The following is a 15854-nucleotide window of genomic DNA, read 5'->3' on the forward strand; positions in this document are numbered from 1 at the left end:
CCCCGTTTCGCAAGGCAAAATTTGTGATTTGCCTTCCCAACAGGCTCTGATAACCCCCTCTGCCGGGGCCAGAAGGGCCGGAGCGTCTGACGACATGGCTAGGTTGCTGTCCCAGACAAGTAAATCTCTTCATTGCAATGTCAAAGGTCTAGGCTTTTTGCCCTCGCCTCACCATAATTGCGGTGGTGACTGTCGTGGGGAAAGATTCACAGAACTTTAGGCAGCAACGCCGGAAATTACGCGCGGTTGATCACCGCCGCGCTAAGAACACTAACAACCACGCGAGAACACTTTGATGTCGTCACCTGTTTCCAACAAGATCGCGCTCTTCATCGATGGAGCCAATCTTTACGCAACCGCAAAGACGCTCGGCTTCGACATCGACTACAAGCGCCTTCTCAAGGAATTCCAGAGTCGCGGCACCCTGCTCCGTGCGTTCTACTACACGGCGATCATCGAGGATCAGGAGTATTCGTCGATCCGTCCGCTGATCGATTGGCTCGACTACAACGGCTACACCGTGGTCACCAAGGCGACCAAGGAATTCATCGACGCCAGCGGCCGCCGCAAGGTGAAAGGCAATATGGACATCGAGCTCGCCGTCGATGCCATGGAGCTGGCCGAGCACATCGACCAGATGATCCTGTTCTCCGGCGACGGCGACTTCCGCTCGCTGGTCGAGGCCGTGCAGCGCCGCGGCGTTCGGGTCACCGTCATCTCCACGATTGCGAGCCAGCCGCCGATGATCGCCGACGAGCTCCGCCGCCAGGCCGATGTCTTCACCGACCTCGTCGAGCTGCAGTCCAAGCTCGGCCGCGATCCGTCCGAACGTCCGGCCCCGCGCGAACCGCGTCACCACTCCCCGCAATTCCTGCAGCGCGCGACCACGATGGCCCCCCGGGGAGCCGATGACGATTTCGACGAGTAATCTCGTCGCCGCAGCTACGCGCCCCGACAGCAACTGTCAGCTCTGTGTCAGGCTGGCCGATTTTCGCGCACAGGCCCGTACACTCCATCCGGACTGGTTCAACTCGCCGGTGGAATCGTTCGGCGATCCGAATGCGCGGCTGTTGATCGTCGGGCTCGCGCCAGGCATGCAGGGCGCCAACCGCACCGGCCGTCCCTTCACCGGCGATTACGCCGGCGATCTGCTCTACGCGACCTTGATCGAATATGGCTTCGCCAGCGGCGTCTATCAGGCGCGGCCCGACGACGGCTTGAAGCTGGTGGACTGCCGGATCAGCAACGCGGTGCGCTGCGTGCCGCCGCAAAACAAGCCGCTGCCGGCCGAGATCAACACCTGCCGGCAATTCCTCCGCGCCACCATCGCCGCGATGCCGAAGCTGCGCGCGATCGTGCTGCTCGGGCGAATCGCACACGAATCAACGTTGAAGGCGCTGGATGTTCGTCTGGCTGCGGCGCCCTTTGTGCACGGCGCCGTGCATAGCGCCGGAACATTCAAACTCTACGACAGCTACCACTGCTCGCGCTACAACACGAACACCGGCGTGCTGACGACCGACATGTTCCGCAAGGTCTTCGCGAGCGTGCGGAAAGAGCTCGGCTAGAACCCTTCTCCCGAAATCCACTTTGCGAACCGGTATCCACTTCACTTGGAAGCGCTCGCATCCTTCCGCGGATTGGCCTGCAGCCATTCCAGCACGTCGCCGGCGTTCCGATCAGGCGGGAACACCGGATAGAACACGTGCGTGATGCACGCATCGTCGATGATAAGCGCAAGCCGCTTGATCAGCGTCAGGCCCGCCACCGACATCGTCGGCAATCTCAGCGCGCGCGTCAGTTCCAGCGCTTCGTCGGACAGCACCGGGAACGGCAGATGCAGGCGCGACGCCATCTCGGTCTGGTACGCATTGCTCTGCGTCGACAGCCCGAAAACCTGGGCGGCGCCGGCCGCCTTCAGGTCGGCGAACAGGTCCCGGAAGGCGCAGGTCTGCGGCGTACAGCCGCGGGCCCCCGGGATCATGTCCCAATCGTCGACCAGCCCGATCTTGCCGGGCTCGCCGGTTCGCGGATAGGCGAACACCACGGTGCGGCCCTCGAGCGCCGACAGCGCCACCGAGGTGTCGTCGGTGGCGCGCAGCCTGACCGACGGGATCGTCATGCCGGTCAGATGCGCCGCGCCGCCATCGTCGGTGGGTGCCGGGATCTTGCTCCAGTCGACGTCGGTGAGGCTGCTCTGGTTCATCGGACCAATCTCCATCCGCCGTCGTCGCAGTGGCGGCGCTCTGACACCCTAGCCCCGCGCCCGCATCAGGCGGCCCTTCTCGCGGCCCCAGTCGCGCTTCTTCTCGGTCTCGCGCTTGTCGTGCAGCTTCTTGCCCTTGGCGACCGCGAGCAGCAGTTTGGCACGGCCGCGCTCGTTGAAGTACAGCTTCAGCGGAATGAGCGTCATGCCCTCGCGGTCGACCGCGCCGAGCAGCTTGTTGATCTGCTTGCGATGCAGCAAGAGCTTTCGCGGCCGCTTCGGCTCGTGGTTGAAGCGGTTGGCCTGCAGATATTCCGGGATATTGGCGTTGATCAGCCATATCTCGCCGTTCTTGGAATCCGCATAGGACTCCGCGATCGTGCTCTTGCCGCTGCGGATCGACTTCACCTCGGTGCCGGTCAGCGAAATGCCGGCCTCGACCGTATCCTCGATGGCGTAGTTGAAGCGGGCCTTTCGGTTTTCAGCGACAACCTTGATCGGACGTTCGTTCTTGTCGGCCACGTTAGCCCTTCTTGAGGAGGTCGCGGATTTCCGTCAGCAGCACGACCTCGTCGGACGGCTTCGACGGCTCGGCAGGCTTGGCCTCTTCCTTGCGCTTGAACTGACTCATGAGACGGACGACCATGAACAGCACGAAGGCAACGATCGCGAAGTTGATCGTCAGCGTCAGGAAGTTGCCCCAAGCGAGCACCGCACCTTGCTTCTTGGCATCGGCGAGATTTGTTGCGGTGACGTTTTTCGACAGACCAATAAAGTAATTAGAGAAGTCGAGGCCACCGATAGATCCGATGATCGGCATGATGATGTCGCCAACCAGCGAAGTCACGATGGCACCGAAGGCGCCGCCGATGATGACGGCGACGGCAAGGTCGACGACATTGCCCTTCATCGCGAAATCACGGAACTCCTTGAGCATTTGGGAGCCCTTCTGTTCAGCGTCACGTAGCGCCATGGCGGTCACTTCCAAAATCTGGCTGCGATCGGGTTAGGTTGAAGAGCTTCAGTTGATCAGGCCGGCATGCACCATGGCGCTGCGGACGGCCTGGCGGGTCGATTCAGAGACCGGCACCATCGGCAAGCGCAGCTTCTCGTCCAGCTTGCCGAGCAGCGACATCGCATACTTCACCGGCGCCGGATTGCTCTCGATGAACAGATTGGTGTGCAGCGGCATCAGCTTGTCGTGGATCTTCAGCGCCGTGGTGACATCGCCCTTCTGCCAGGCGGTCTGGAACTCCGAGCACAACCGCGGCGCGACGTTCGAGGTCACCGAGATGCAGCCGTGACCGCCATGCGCCATGTAGCCGATGATGGTCGCGTCCTCGCCCGACAGTTGATTGAAGTCCTCGCCCATCGCGGCGCGCTGCTGCGACACCCGCACCATGCTCGCGGTCGCGTCCTTGACGCCCGCGATGTTCTTCAGCTCGAACAGCCGCGTCATGGTGTCCACGGACATGTCGATCACCGAGCGCGGCGGGATGTTGTAGATGATGATCGGAATGCCGATCGCATCGTTGATCGCCTTGAAGTGCTGGTACATGCCTTCCTGCGTCGGCTTGTTGTAGTACGGCGTCACGACCAGCACCGCATTGGCGCCAGCCTTCTCCGCGTGCTCGGCGAGCTCGATCGCCTCCTTGGTCGAATTCGAGCCGGCGCCGGCGATCACGGGCACCCGGCCCTTGGCCTCCTCGATGCACCACTCGACCACACGCTTGTGCTCGTCATGGCTCAACGTCGGGCTCTCGCCCGTGGTGCCGACCGGCACCAGGCCGTGCGTGCCCTCGGCGATCTGCCAGTTCACGAGACTGCGGAATGCCGCCTCATCCACCGAGCCGTTTTTGAAGGGCGTCACCAAGGCAGTGAATGATCCCCGGAATTTTGTCTTGGCTGCCATGGACTTCCTCCAAACGCTTCAGGCTAAAGGCTAGGTCGACGGACCCTTGTTATTGTCGTGCTTCACGTCCGTGCAACCGGCACCCGGTTGATGCGAAACGCCATGAAAGGCAATTCATATCGGGTCTGACCGGCAGGCGAAAGGGTCGTACCGAACCTATTCCCAGCCGGTTCCAGCCGCGATTTTGCCGTTGTGCTGGCGCAAACAGCCGCACCGGCAGGCTTCTTAGTATTTTGTCTACGTTTTCAATCAAATAAGAACCCATGGCCCAACCGACCAGATGATTCGGGGCCGCAGAGGACTTCTGTGATCCGTTCCGCCCGCGCAGGCACTTTGCGATCGACGGCGCTGGCGACGAGCCTGGCGCTCGTTGTCGGCTTGGCCGCCATCACGGCCGATGCATGGGCCGCCGAGGATGCTCCCGCCGCGAAGCCGGCTACCCACGATGCGGCCTCCAAAACGGCCGCCTCGAAGAATGCGGCATCGAAGACGGCTGCTTCCAAGACCGAAGCTTCCGAGACCGGAGCTTCCAAGACCGGCTCCTCGAAAGCGCATACTTCAAAGCCAGCTGCAGCCAAGAGCAGCGAGACCAAAACCGGCCAAGACAAGACGACTTCTTCGAAGTCCGGCACTGCGAAGACCGACGGCGCCAAGGCCGCGCCTTCCAAGACCGACGCTTCGAAGGCCGCCGCGTCAAAGAGCAGCACGTCCAAGACCACTACGACGAAGCCCATTGCGGCAAAGACCACTGCATCGAAGCCCGCTTCTCCTGCCGCAACCGGAAGCCTCCCGAACAAGCCGGCGCCCGTCCGTGCCGCCGCCCCCGCGCTGGTTCCGGCGACCCGCCAGCATGCCGCGCCGATCGCGCGCAAGCCGGTGCTGCCTGCGGCCGTGGCCGCGACGTCGTCGACGTCGCAGTCCGACAAGGAGGCGCTTGCGAGCGTCGTCGAGCTGCTGCGCAAGCGCAAGCCGGCGGACGCCACCGAGGCCGAGGCCTCGATCTCCGATCCGGTTGCGCGCAAGCTTGCCGAATGGCTGATCCTGCGCAGCGAGGACAATGGCGCCTCGGTCGAGCGCTACCGCGCCTTCCTTGACGCCAATACGAGCTGGCCCTCGCAGACCTTCCTGCGCCGCCGCATCGAGGCATCGCTATGGGACGACCATCGCGACGATTCCGCGGTGTGGGCCTGGTTCCAGAATGAATCGCCGGTCTCGGCCAAGGGCCGGCTCGCGCTCGCCAAGGTGATGATCGGACGCGGCGACCGCGGCAATGCCGAGCGGCTGGTGCGCGAGGCCTGGCGCAACGACGGAATGAGCGAGGACACCGAAACCACCGCGCTCGATCTGTTCGGCTCGTTCCTGACCGCCGGCGACCACAAGGCGCGCATGGACACCATGCTCTACGGGACGGACAACGAGGCCGCCGGCATCCGCGCGGCCAGGCGTCTCGGTTCCGGCTATCTGGCGCTCGCCAAGGCGCGCATCGCGGCCAACCGCAAGGGCTCGAACCTGCGCGCGCTGCTCGAAGAGGTGCCGCGCGAACTCTCCGGCGACACCGGCTATTTGTTCGCCAAGATCCAGCTGCTCCGCCGCGAGGAGAAATTCACCGAAGCCGCGCAGCTGATGCTGAGCGCACCGAAGGACGCCGCGCGGCTCTTCAACGTCGACGAATGGTGGGTCGAGCGCCGCCTGCTGGCGCGCAAGATGATCGACGTCAACGAGTTTCGCACCGCATATCTGATCGCGCGTGATGCGGCGCTGCCCGCCCGCGACATCTACAAGACCGAGCAGGAATTCACCTCGGGCTGGATCGCGCTGCGCTTTCTCAACGACCCCAACCTCGCCGCCCAGCATTTCGCGCGGATCGGCGTCGGCAGCGCCAACCCGACCGCGCTGGCGCGTGCCGGCTATTGGCAGGGCCGCGCCGCCGAAGCCGCCGGCCGCGGGCAGGAGGCGCGCGCAGCCTACGCGCGCGCAGCCGAGCAGTCGACCAGCTATTACGGCCAGCTCGCGCGCGCCAAGCTCGGCCTGCCGCAGATCGAATTGAACAGCGCGCCGCGCGGCCGCGGCGCCGATCGGCTGGAAATCGTGCGCGCGGTCGGACTGCTCTACGAAATCGACGCGCGCGAGCTCGCGATCCCGATCTTCGGTGACATGGGCGACAATGGCGATCCGGAAGCGCTGGCCGGCCTCGGCGAGCTCACCGCGCGCCACGGCGATGCCCGCGGCATGCTGCTGATGGGCAAGGCCGCGCTCAATCGCGGACTGCCGTTCGACCATTACGCCTACCCGGTGAACGGCATTCCATCGTTCCGCCAGGTCGGACCGGAGGTCGAGCAGAGCGTCGTCTATGCGATCGCGCGCCAGGAGAGCGCGTTCAATCCGGCGGTGGTGTCGCCCGCCCAGGCCTACGGCTTGATGCAGGTGACGCCGGACGCCGGACGCTATGTCTGCAAGCGCGCCGGCATCGGCTTCGACCTCAACCGGATGAAGACCGACCCGGTCTACAACGCGATGCTCGGCGCGGCCGAGCTCGGCGGTCTGCTCGAGGACTATCGCGGCTCCTACATCCTGACCTTCGCCGCCTACAATGCCGGCCGCGGCAGCGTGAAGAAGTGGATCGAGCGCTACGGCGACCCGCGCGATCCCAAGGTCGACGCGGTCGACTGGGTCGAGCTGATTCCGTTCTCGGAGACGCGGAACTATGTCCAGCGGATCATGGAGAACCTGCAGGTCTACCGCGCCCGCTTCGGCGGCGGCACCAGATTGCAGATCGACGCCGACCTGCGCCGCGGCGCTAGCGTGGAATGAGCCGGCGCGGCCGGTTTTCAACAGTCTTGCGAGGGGGCCACGGTCAGCACCCACAGACCTTCATATAACTTATTGTTATAGCTTGCATTTCCTGCATTCACCCGAGCCATCGCACCGGAACCGGCGCGCAGTATAAAGGCTCAGCGCCCGCTCCCGGGCCGCCCGCGGCGGAGCTGCCACCAAATCACCTTGCCGCAAACTGAATCTGCCGCTTGCGGCTTAGCGCCCTCTCGGGCATATCGGCGCCATTGGAGACGTGGCCGAGTGGCTGAAGGCGGCGGTTTGCTAAACCGTTATAGGCTTGTAAAGGCCTATCGAGGGTTCGAATCCCTCCGTCTCCGCCAGCCAACCTTTCGGATCTTGACCAGGACGGCCTGTACGGCGTCTGCCGATCGAGTGCCGCTGATATCCGACCTATCTCGCTCGCTCCATGGTTCGCTAGCCGCCAGAGCCTCCTGGCTCGAACCGATAGTCACCTCCGCGTGAACGAAACATCATTCCGGGTGCGTCGAAGCGAGCGCGAAACAAACCGCGCACAGCATGCCTGTGTGCTTTTGATCACCTGAATATTTCCGGAGTAAAGCCATGCAGCAGGACAGCGGCATTCAATTCCAGGATGTTGACCAGGTTTTGCGTAACGCCCAGCTTCGCCGATCCGCCGATCTAGGTCCCACGTTACGGCAGCACTTCTCATCCAAGGCAGGCAGGCTCGCCATCGCAACTTCGCTGGCTTGCATGGTTGTTGTGCTGGCGATCGTTGCCGCCCCACGGCCCGTCTCGAGCGCTGCGCTTGGCAGCGATTGGCAATGCAGCAAGGCAGCGTTTGTCTTGACGACCTGTCGTCAAATCGACCCCACGCACTCTTAGCAAGCGGTCTCGTCGTTCAGGGAACGTTGCTCCTGGCCCGGCGTTGCGTGGGTGGCGACGGTATGCGCCCGAGAGCAACCGGTCCCATCGTCGACCGATCGACGTCGACGCAATGCCGCAACATCGCGAGCAACATGTCCTTTGCGAGCCAAGTTCCCATGAACAAACGCAGGCAAACGTATCTTCGCAATTCGCTGGATCTGCGCGACAAGGTCCAGGTCAAAGTATTGAGGAAGCGCCTCAAGGTCTCCGATCAACAGTTTGCTTCAATCGTTCGAAAATCGGGACCCTCGATCGCCGCCATCACCAAGGAAGCAAAGGTGATCTGACCCTACATGTCGAAGGGACGGAGTCGCGACGTCAATTGGCTGGCGAAACCATCTATCCGGCGACGCCGTAGCTCGACAGCCGGCCCATTCTTCCGTTTTGGTACCGCGGGCCGGCTGAGGCCGTTCGGTCCATCCCGGTCACGAACGGCCTCACGTTTGAGTCCATCAATGAAATGCATCAGCGGCTACGCGATCGATAGACGAGCCTTGAGGCTTGAGGTGATTGTGGCGGCTGGCGTAGCCACGGACGAGGGTCGGAGCCGAGGTGGAAGTCGCAGCTTCCCCTCGGCCTGATTATTTGGCATCAAATAATCATGAAGCCCGCACGAAATATCCGCCGGCTGGTCGAGATCGGGCTGAAGGCGAAGAAATAAGATGGATGGCCCGAGTCGCGGTCTCAGGTTAGCGGTCTGCTTCGCACTGGCCATTGTCCTGCCTGCTGCTCAGACGCCGCCAACAGTGCATCCGCGGGACGCGCGTCGTGTTGTTGACAAGGAATGTCGCGATGTCTTGCCCGCGCAGGCAAAGATACAGGCATGCCTCAACCTGCTGAGCGATCGACGACTGTCGACAGCCTATATTGCGCCGATCAACAGCGAAATATCGAGCACCTTCCAAGGCCTGCGCGACTACGACAACGCCATCAAATACAAGAAGGTCGAAATTGAACGCGCGCAGAGCGCGGCCAAGCAGCCTGCTTCTTCGGCCGAAGCACTTCCTGCAAGTTTCGGCGCGATGTCTCAACGGTACACGGAGCTCGGAACGCTCCAGGCGCTCAATCGCCTGGCCAACATCGACAGTCAATCGGATGAAGCGCGCCGAGGCGCCACTGAGGAGCAAAGCAACTACACCATGGCGCTTCAGTACAACCCGATGAACTACAGGGCATATCGATACCGGGCTGAAATTCACAGCCTGTTCTGCGATAGCGCGTCTGCCTCTCAGGACATGGATGCAGCGGTCAGGTTTGCTGAACAATCCGGAGATCAGAACGCCGCTCGAGACTACAGGCGCGTCGCGCTAAGCGCTTGCATTCCAGCTTGGCGCAGAGAATAGCGAGACCCATCAGACTTACGCCGCGACCGTATTCTTACGGACCCGCTCCTGGCAGGCGACTTGCGCTGTATCCGTGAATAGTTCGGCGCCGGCTGTTTCCGGTGTACCGAACTCGGACATTCGGAGCACGCACATGAACATGCATCATCGTTTTGAGACAGCTCGCGCAAGCACCGGACGAGAGTCGACGGTCAGGAAGATGCTGTCCGATCTTGTCCTGGCCTGCCAGCAGATCGAAGCCGACATTGCGACCGAAGAAGCGCGCGCGGGAATTCATGACCAATCGGACGCAAGGTATCCAATTTTGGCAAGGTCGCTCAATGAGCGGTATGACAATCTCAAGGGAACCATCGCCACACTCGAAAAGCGTGTCACTGAGCGATCTCAGCACAAATTGGTCACCGATGCAGCATAGCGCGATCCTTCGACCAACCTTCTGTTCGATGGAAGAGGCATCCCTCCGTCCCTGCCAAGCAAAGGGGGACCGCGAGAAGCAGGCCCCTGCCTCCTGACTACACCCCGAAGCACAGCCGCTTGCCGTCGTTCGGCAGGCAGCGTGATCGACGTGATGCAGCCGCGGCGCTGACCGACGTCAGCCGCTGCCGCGCGTGGATGGATCGAGATTTCGGTTCTCGCCGGGCGGGATCGGGCCGAAGCCGGGATATCTGTATCCGCCAGGCACGACCACCTCTTCGCTCGGACGGATGATGAGGTGCTGTCGCATGTGCCGGTGATGCGCAGTAGCCGCGTCGGCAACCGCACTCCACAGGATCACAAGAAGCAACGTCAAGACCAAGGCAACACGCATGGCGATCACTCCGTTTCACCGAACAAGTGACCGGCGACTGCGGCGTTCTATTTTGCCCCGGCCTTTCACATGTGATCAAAACCGCGAGATCGCCGATGTAGAGCCTGCGCGTGATCACGCAGCGTGAGCCTACCCGCCGGACGGCGTACGCTCAAGCTGGGCGACGACAATGTCCCCCTCCAAAGTAGTTCGCGATGAAGACCCTGTCGCAGAAGGCCGAATAGAACACGGCCGTTGGACTCCAGGCAGGCAGTTCGACGTCGATCTCAAGCCGCACCGCGGTGCAGTTATGCGGGCACGATGTCGCGACGCCAGCCCCGCGAGAAATAGATCAGACATCGCTTTGACGATAGGTCACATGCTCAGGCGCGCTGCGCGCGCAACAGCGGCCGCGGAAAGGCCTGCGCGCAGGCGACGCCGAGCAGCGCGAGGCCGCCGCCGATGACGTGAAACGTCCTGACCGGCTCACCCAGCATCACGATCGCGGCCGCGGCCGTCAGCACCGGCAACAGGTTCATGAAGATCGCGCAGCGGTTCGGGCCAAGCTGCGCGACCCCGCGGATCCAGAGGAACGGCAACACCACCGAGGCCAGCGCGCCGGCATAACCGATCAACGGCCAGGTCTCGGCGTTGACCTGCCGCAACGGCGCCGGCGTCGCGAGGAACGCGGGAAACATCACGGCCAGCGCGCACAGCGCCTGCATGTAGGTGGATTGCCATCCAGTGATCGGCAAATTCCAGCGCTTCAGGAGCACGCCGTACAGCGCGTAGACGATCGCGGCTAGCAGCATCAGTGCGTCGCCCGCATGCACGCCGTTCTGCAGCAGCGACGACAATTCGCCGCCGCTGACGAGATAGACGAGGCCTGCGAACGACAGCGGCGCGCCGCAGACCATGCCAAGCGTCGGCTGCTCGCCGAGCAGCGCGGCGCTGAGCGCGACCGTCAGTAGCGGCGTCAGCGCGGTGAACACGGCCATATTGGTCGCAGTCGTGGTCTCGGCCGCGAGATATGACAGGCTCTGGAACAGGCACATCGCAAGGAAGCCGAGAATCGCGAGCGGCCCGAGATGCGGCCAGATCGCGCGGCGATTGCGCCAGGCGGCGCGTGCCACGAACGGAGACATCAGCAGCACCGCGACCAGCAGGCGATAAAAGGTAATCGCCTGCGGACCGATCGTGTGGGCCGACAGACGCGAGACAATGACGTTGCCGGCCCACAGCACGATGGCAACGAAGGGATAGAGAAGTGCAGCATTCTTCCTGAGCATGACCTGGCAGCGCATTGGTGAAGGACGCACCAGCAACTACCTGTCGCGCCGAAGTCCGTCTCACGCTAGAATGACTTCACCTAGCGAGATTGGGACATGCGAGACTAAGACGTGTTGGACGAGCTGATCACAAGGCACCTCGATTATCACGCCACGGCGCGGCCGATGGCGGCGATGGAGATCGACTATCCGAGCGGCACATCGACCGGCCTGCATGCGCATCCGCGCGGCCAGCTGCTCTATGCGATCGAAGGCGTGATGATCGTGCGCTGCGCCGAGGGCACCTGGGTGGTGCCGCCCAATCGCGCGGTGTGGCTGGTGGCCGGTCTCGCGCACGAGGTCCGGATGTGCGGAGCGGTCAAGATCCGCACCGTGTTCGTGGACAGCGACGCGGCTCCCGATCTGCCGCAGACCAGCTGCGTGTTCACGGTCTCACCGCTGCTGCGCGAATTGTTCGTCGCCGCGATGGGTGTGCCGATGGATTATGCGCCTGCGACGTCCGACGAGCGCCTGATGCGCGTGCTGCTCGACCAGCTGCGCGAAATCGATGTGCTGCCGCTGCATCTGCCGATGCCGCGCGACGAAAGGCTCGCGCGGGTCTGCTCGGCGCTGGTGGCCCGCCCGGACGATGCCTCCACGGCGGAGCAATGGGCGCGCCGGCTGAAGCTGACGTCGAAGACGATCCATCGTCTGTTCTCGCGCGAAACCGGCATGACGTTCGGCGAGTGGCGTCAGCAGGCCCGCCTGCTGTTCGCGCTGGAACGCCTCGCGCGCGGCGCGCGGGTGGTCGATGTCGCTCTCGATGCCGGCTACGCCAGCCAGAGCGCCTTCACCGCGATGTTCCGCAAGCACTTTGGCGTGCCGCCGAACGCCTTCTATCGATAAAGCGTGGCGGCGAGATAGCTAGCGGTCCCCAAGTGCCGACTGCGCCACCGGTCCCAATATCCATTCCCTGAACGCCGCGATCTTCGGAAGCCCCTGCCGGTTGTCGGGGCAGACGAGATAATACGCGAACTCCTCCAGATGCGCGGTCGCGAGCAGCTGGATCAGTTCGCCGCTCTCGATCTCGCTTGCGACCATCGCCGCCGGCAGCAGGCCTGCACCCTGGCCGGTCAACACGGCTTTCAGGAGGAGACCGCTGTCGTCGAACGAAGGGCCGCGCGGTGTGCGCACCTCCGTGATGCCGTTGGCCTGAAACCACAGGCTCCACCCCTTGCGATCGGCATCATGCACCTGCGGCCAGCCCGCAAGTTCACCAGGGGATGCCGGCCGCCCGAGACGTGCAACCAGCGACGGCGAGGCGACCGCCACCATCTCCACCGTGACGACGCGGTCGCTGCGCATCCCCGGATAGCGGCCGAGACCGTGGCGCACCGCGACGTCGATTCCGCTGCGCGAGAAATCGACCAGCGTGTTGCTGGTGACGATCTGCAGATCGATCTCGGGATGCGCGCCCTGAAACGACGCCATGCGCGGCACCAGCCAGGCCGACGCAAAGAACGGCGTGACGCTCACCGTCAGCGTACCGACGTCGACCGACGCAGCGACGCGGCGCGAGGCCTCCGCGATCTGGCGAAACGCATTGCGGATCGACGGCAGATAGTCGCGCCCGGCGTCGGTGAGATAGATGCCGCGCGGCACCCGCTCGAACAGCTTGACGCCGAGATGGGCTTCCAGCGTCTTGAGCATCTGGCTGACCGCGCCCGGTGTCACGCACAGCTCCTCGGCCGCGAGCTTCACCGAGAGATGGCGGGCGGCGGACTCGAACGCCTTGAGCGCGTTCAGGGGTGGAAGCCGGCCCTCCATGATTTAGATTTTCTAATCTCAATTGCACAACAAATTTGGTTTGCCAACGAGGCCCTCGCGGCACTTAATCAGCGTATCGTAACGCCGAGAGCCGCGTCAACTCAGAGAAGTCCGGGCCGATAAAGTTAGATTTTCTAATCTTTTGCTGCGGCTCACGACGGCGACTCCGGTTCCCTGATGGAGCCAGGACAGGACATGACCGAGGTCCCAAACAAACTCGCCCTGCACGGGATCGGTGCAGGCAGCGATACCATCCAACGCATCGACCGCATCAACGCGTCGCAACCCGGCAGCCTGCCCGGCCTGCTGGACTTTCAATGGCTCGAAGCCGAACGCGGCCTCATCCGCGGCCGCTTCGAGATTGCCGCGAAGCACTTCTCGCCGCACGGACTCTTGCACGGCGCAAGCATCGTCGCGCTGGCGGATACCGCGTGCGGCTTCGGCTGCCTCGCCTCCCTGCCGGACGGCGCGATCGGCTTCGCGACCGGCGAGTTGAAGACGAACTTCATCGGTGCCGCGCGCGAAGGCGGCGTCAGCTGCGAGGCGCGCCTCGTTCACGCCGGGCGCACGACCCAGGTGTGGGATGCCGAGATCCGCAGCGAAGCGACCGGCAAGGCCATCGCGCTGTTTCGCTGCACGCAGATGCTGCTCTATCCGACGGCCAACGCCGGCGGCGGCGCACCACGGGGAGAACGATCATGAGGAACGCCGTCATGCACGCCGGTTATCAGAGAGCAAAGCCGTTCTACGGCTGGTATGTCGTCGCAGCCGCCTTCGTCGTGACGTTCGTCGGCTTCGGCAGCGCCTACACGTTCTCGTCCTTTGTCGAGTCGTTGCAGCGGGAGTTCGGCGCCTCGCGCGGCTCGGTCTCGCTGGTGTTCTCGTTTGCGGGCTTCCTGTATTTCGGCCTCGGTATCGTCTCCGGCCCGCTTGGCGACCGCTGGGGCGCACGCAGGCTCGCTGGCCTTGGAATGGCGCTGGTCGGTCTCGGCATGGTGCTGGCGGGACAGGCGCAGACCATCCTCCAGGTCTATGCCGCCTACAGCATCGGCATCGGTGCCGGCGTCGGTTGCGCATACGTTCCGACCTTGGGCGCCGTGCAACGCTGGTTCGTCAGGCGGCGCGGTTTTGCGTCAGGCCTCGCCGTCAGCGGGATCGGGGTCGGCACACTGGTGATGCCGCCGCTCGCGACCTGGCTGATCACGAGCCTCGGCTGGCGCGACGCCTACGTCGTGTTGGGCGTCGTCGCTGCCGTCGCCGGGATCGGAGCATCGCTCCTGATCGCCGACGATCCGCGCCTTCATGGCACCGGACCGGATGGCGATCCGCTCGAAGCAGTCTCGGGCGCGACGCTCCGTCACGGCGTCTCGATCCGCGGCGCGGTCAAGACCGCCCGCTTCGCCGGCCTCTATACGGCCTGCCTGATCAGCGCGTTCGGGGTATTTGTGCCCTTCGTGCACCTGGTGCCGTTCGCCGTCGACCATCAGGTGGCGCCGACGCTCGCGGTGCTGCTGCTTGGGATGATCGGCGTCGGCAGCACGGCCGGCCGGTTCTTCCTCGGCGGCATCGCCGACCGGGTCGGCCGCGATGCATTCCTGATCGCGATGTATCTCGGCATGGCCGTCTCGCTGGCGATCTGGGCGATCGCCGGCAGCTTCTGGTCGCTCACGGTCTTCGCGCTGCTGTTCGGCGTGTTCTATGGCGGCTGGGTGGCTATCCTGCCTGCTGTCGTCACCGATCATTTCGGCGGCCGCAATGTCGGCGGCATCATCGGCATCCTCTACACCAGCGTCGCTGTCGGCACGCTGCTGGGTCCAAGTGCTGCCGGCTTCGCGTTCGACGTCAGCCACAGCTACTTCATCCCGGTGGCGATCAGCGCGGCCGCCAACCTCGTCGCCGCCCTCATCGCCGTCGCGACGATGCGAACGGCCTCGCCGATGGCTTCAGTCGCGCAGCGTTGATGTCCCCATGACGATGAATGGCCTCCGTGCTACGCTCGGGGATCACCCACCCGCCGGTTCGAGCCTCTGTGAGCACTCGGTTCGCCATGACCAATGCCTGGAACTACCGGCGCGCCGCCAACGATGACATCGTCGAGCTGGCGTCGTGGCGCGGCGCCGGCTCGCTCGCCCTCAGGCCGCACTTCCATGACGAGAGCCAAATCGTGCTGGTGATGTCAGGATCGCGCGCCTTTCGCATCGACGGCGCGACCGTCACCGTATCTGCGGGCCACGCCGCGCTGATCCCGGCGGGAATGCTGCACGCACCGATGGCGACACCGGGCGCGGAGACGGTTTGCCTGAATGCCTATGTTCCGGCCGGCCGCGCCTGCTCGTCGCTCCGGATCATCAATGTCGGAGACCGCTGGCGGAGCATCGACGAGATATCGCCCGAGCACATCCGCGAGATCGCCAACGACATCCGGTCGCGCGAGCCGTCCCGCCCGGCCGGGTGCATCGATAGGGCGAAGTTCGGCTCGGCCTTGACGAAGAGCGTCGAGCCGATCGGCGCGATTGCCGCCAGCTTCGGACGAAGCCGCGAAGGGTTCAGCCGCATGGTGACGCGCGAGCTCGGCGTCGCGCCGCATACCTTCCGCCTGCTCGTTCGGCTCAATGTTGCCCGGCAGTTGCTGCGCGCCGGCGAGCCGATCGCAGCCGTTGCGGCCGATGCGGGCTTCTCCGACCAGAGCCACCTCACCCGCCTGTTCCGCCGCACCTTTGGCGCGACACCGGGCGTCTACTGGCGCGATTGAAGCGGCGTCACAGACGTTCCAGACCGGCCGGCGCTCGGC

18 protein-coding genes and 1 tRNA gene are annotated in these 15854 nt (G+C 63.9%); 11 read left to right on the forward strand and 8 right to left on the reverse strand.

The window, feature by feature from the left end:
- Positions 1–295: 295 nt before the first annotated feature.
- Positions 296–928: a LabA-like NYN domain-containing protein gene (locus tag HAP47_RS23750; protein ID WP_016844002.1), complete on the forward strand. Its 633-nt coding sequence runs from the start codon at positions 296–298 to the stop codon at positions 926–928.
- Positions 909–1568: a uracil-DNA glycosylase gene (locus tag HAP47_RS23755; RefSeq protein ID WP_173642525.1), complete on the forward strand. Its 660-nt coding sequence runs from the start codon at positions 909–911 to the stop codon at positions 1566–1568. Before HAP47_RS23750 ends, HAP47_RS23755 begins: the two co-directional genes overlap by 20 nt.
- 41 nt (positions 1569–1609) lie before the next feature.
- Here HAP47_RS23755 and HAP47_RS23760 read toward each other — a convergent pair whose 3' ends face one another.
- The 5 genes from HAP47_RS23760 to HAP47_RS23780 form a co-directional block, all read right to left on the reverse strand.
- Complete coding sequence (locus HAP47_RS23760; RefSeq protein ID WP_173642524.1) at positions 1610–2206, reverse strand: peroxiredoxin; 597 nt, start codon at positions 2204–2206, stop codon at positions 1610–1612.
- A gap of 48 nt (positions 2207–2254) precedes the next feature.
- Positions 2255–2728 carry an SsrA-binding protein SmpB gene (gene smpB, locus HAP47_RS23765; RefSeq protein WP_173642523.1) on the reverse strand — a complete coding sequence of 158 codons (474 nt, stop codon included), beginning with the start codon at positions 2726–2728 and terminating at the stop codon, positions 2255–2257.
- Position 2729: 1 nt separating this feature from the next.
- Positions 2730–3143 (reverse strand): large conductance mechanosensitive channel protein MscL, encoded by a 414-nt coding sequence (mscL, locus tag HAP47_RS23770; RefSeq protein ID WP_173643155.1) that lies wholly within the window; start codon positions 3141–3143, stop codon positions 2730–2732.
- A gap of 84 nt (positions 3144–3227) precedes the next feature.
- Positions 3228–4118, reverse strand: coding sequence for a 4-hydroxy-tetrahydrodipicolinate synthase (gene dapA, locus HAP47_RS23775; protein ID WP_173642522.1), 891 nt, complete (start codon positions 4116–4118; stop codon positions 3228–3230).
- 245 nt (positions 4119–4363) lie between these two features.
- Entirely contained in the window at positions 4364–4990 is a 627-nt protein-coding gene (locus tag HAP47_RS23780; RefSeq protein WP_231168345.1) for a hypothetical protein, read from the reverse strand.
- Between the two features lie 4 nt (positions 4991–4994).
- On the opposite strand from HAP47_RS23780, the gene HAP47_RS23785 reads away from it, so the two are divergent.
- From HAP47_RS23785 to HAP47_RS23805, 5 genes are all read left to right on the forward strand, one after another.
- A complete protein-coding gene (locus HAP47_RS23785; protein ID WP_231168346.1) occupies positions 4995–6929 on the forward strand; it encodes a lytic transglycosylase domain-containing protein in 1935 nt (644 codons plus the stop codon).
- 250 nt (positions 6930–7179) lie between these two features.
- A tRNA-Ser gene (locus tag HAP47_RS23790) sits at positions 7180–7273 on the forward strand.
- 462 nt (positions 7274–7735) lie between these two features.
- On the forward strand, positions 7736–8125 hold the full coding sequence (locus tag HAP47_RS23795; protein ID WP_231168347.1) for a DUF3606 domain-containing protein: 390 nt from the start codon (positions 7736–7738) through the stop codon (positions 8123–8125).
- A gap of 375 nt (positions 8126–8500) precedes the next feature.
- On the forward strand, positions 8501–9181 hold the full coding sequence (locus HAP47_RS23800) for a hypothetical protein (RefSeq protein WP_173642521.1): 681 nt from the start codon (positions 8501–8503) through the stop codon (positions 9179–9181).
- A gap of 133 nt (positions 9182–9314) precedes the next feature.
- A complete protein-coding gene (locus HAP47_RS23805) occupies positions 9315–9596 on the forward strand; it encodes a hypothetical protein (protein ID WP_173642520.1) in 282 nt (93 codons plus the stop codon).
- Between the two features lie 177 nt (positions 9597–9773).
- On the opposite strand, the gene HAP47_RS23810 is transcribed toward HAP47_RS23805, so the two are convergent.
- Entirely contained in the window at positions 9774–9998 is a 225-nt protein-coding gene (locus tag HAP47_RS23810) for a hypothetical protein (RefSeq protein ID WP_371821648.1), read from the reverse strand.
- Between the two features lie 353 nt (positions 9999–10351).
- Positions 10352–11287 carry a DMT family transporter gene (locus HAP47_RS23815; RefSeq protein WP_231168348.1) on the reverse strand — a complete coding sequence of 312 codons (936 nt, stop codon included), beginning with the start codon at positions 11285–11287 and terminating at the stop codon, positions 10352–10354.
- An 81-nt stretch (positions 11288–11368) separates the two neighbouring features.
- Between HAP47_RS23815 and HAP47_RS23820 the strand changes: the two genes are divergently transcribed.
- Positions 11369–12142: an AraC family transcriptional regulator gene (locus HAP47_RS23820; RefSeq protein WP_231168349.1), complete on the forward strand. Its 774-nt coding sequence runs from the start codon at positions 11369–11371 to the stop codon at positions 12140–12142.
- Positions 12143–12160: 18 nt separating this feature from the next.
- Here HAP47_RS23820 and gcvA read toward each other — a convergent pair whose 3' ends face one another.
- Positions 12161–13063, reverse strand: a complete 903-nt coding sequence (gene gcvA, locus HAP47_RS23825) for a transcriptional regulator GcvA (protein WP_210285376.1) — start codon at positions 13061–13063, stop codon at positions 12161–12163.
- 195 nt (positions 13064–13258) lie between these two features.
- Here gcvA and HAP47_RS23830 point away from each other — a divergent pair, with 195 nt between their 5' ends.
- The 3 genes from HAP47_RS23830 to HAP47_RS23840 all read left to right on the forward strand — a co-directional run bounded on the left by HAP47_RS23830 (position 13259) and on the right by HAP47_RS23840 (position 15815).
- Positions 13259–13765: a PaaI family thioesterase gene (locus tag HAP47_RS23830; protein ID WP_173642518.1), complete on the forward strand. Its 507-nt coding sequence runs from the start codon at positions 13259–13261 to the stop codon at positions 13763–13765.
- Positions 13762–15024 (forward strand): MFS transporter, encoded by a 1263-nt coding sequence (locus tag HAP47_RS23835; RefSeq protein ID WP_231168351.1) that lies wholly within the window; start codon positions 13762–13764, stop codon positions 15022–15024. Before HAP47_RS23830 ends, HAP47_RS23835 begins: the two co-directional genes overlap by 4 nt.
- A gap of 68 nt (positions 15025–15092) precedes the next feature.
- On the forward strand, positions 15093–15815 hold the full coding sequence (locus HAP47_RS23840; protein ID WP_173642517.1) for an AraC family transcriptional regulator: 723 nt from the start codon (positions 15093–15095) through the stop codon (positions 15813–15815).
- Positions 15816–15854: the final 39 nt, after the last annotated feature.

The organism is Bradyrhizobium sp. 41S5 (assembly GCF_011516665.3).
GTDB lineage: Bacteria > Pseudomonadota > Alphaproteobacteria > Rhizobiales > Xanthobacteraceae > Bradyrhizobium > Bradyrhizobium quebecense.

Excerpts from the sequence above, each read along its gene's own strand:
- HAP47_RS23750 (WP_016844002.1), top strand. The coding sequence starts at position 296 with ATGTCGTCACCTGTTTCCAACAAGATCGCGCTCTTCATCGATGGAGCC.
- HAP47_RS23755 (WP_173642525.1), top strand. The coding sequence starts at position 909 with ATGACGATTTCGACGAGTAATCTCGTCGCCGCAGCTACGCGCCCCGAC.
- HAP47_RS23760 (WP_173642524.1), bottom strand. The coding sequence starts at position 2,206 with ATGAACCAGAGCAGCCTCACCGACGTCGACTGGAGCAAGATCCCGGCA.
- mscL (WP_173643155.1), bottom strand. The coding sequence starts at position 3,143 with ATGCTCAAGGAGTTCCGTGATTTCGCGATGAAGGGCAATGTCGTCGAC.
- dapA (WP_173642522.1), bottom strand. The coding sequence starts at position 4,118 with ATGGCAGCCAAGACAAAATTCCGGGGATCATTCACTGCCTTGGTGACG.
- HAP47_RS23795 (WP_231168347.1), top strand. The coding sequence starts at position 7,736 with ATGCAGCAAGGCAGCGTTTGTCTTGACGACCTGTCGTCAAATCGACCC.
- HAP47_RS23800 (WP_173642521.1), top strand. The coding sequence starts at position 8,501 with ATGGATGGCCCGAGTCGCGGTCTCAGGTTAGCGGTCTGCTTCGCACTG.
- HAP47_RS23805 (WP_173642520.1), top strand. The coding sequence starts at position 9,315 with ATGAACATGCATCATCGTTTTGAGACAGCTCGCGCAAGCACCGGACGA.
- gcvA (WP_210285376.1), bottom strand. The coding sequence starts at position 13,063 with ATGGAGGGCCGGCTTCCACCCCTGAACGCGCTCAAGGCGTTCGAGTCC.
- HAP47_RS23830 (WP_173642518.1), top strand. The coding sequence starts at position 13,259 with ATGACCGAGGTCCCAAACAAACTCGCCCTGCACGGGATCGGTGCAGGC.
- HAP47_RS23835 (WP_231168351.1), top strand. The coding sequence starts at position 13,762 with ATGAGGAACGCCGTCATGCACGCCGGTTATCAGAGAGCAAAGCCGTTC.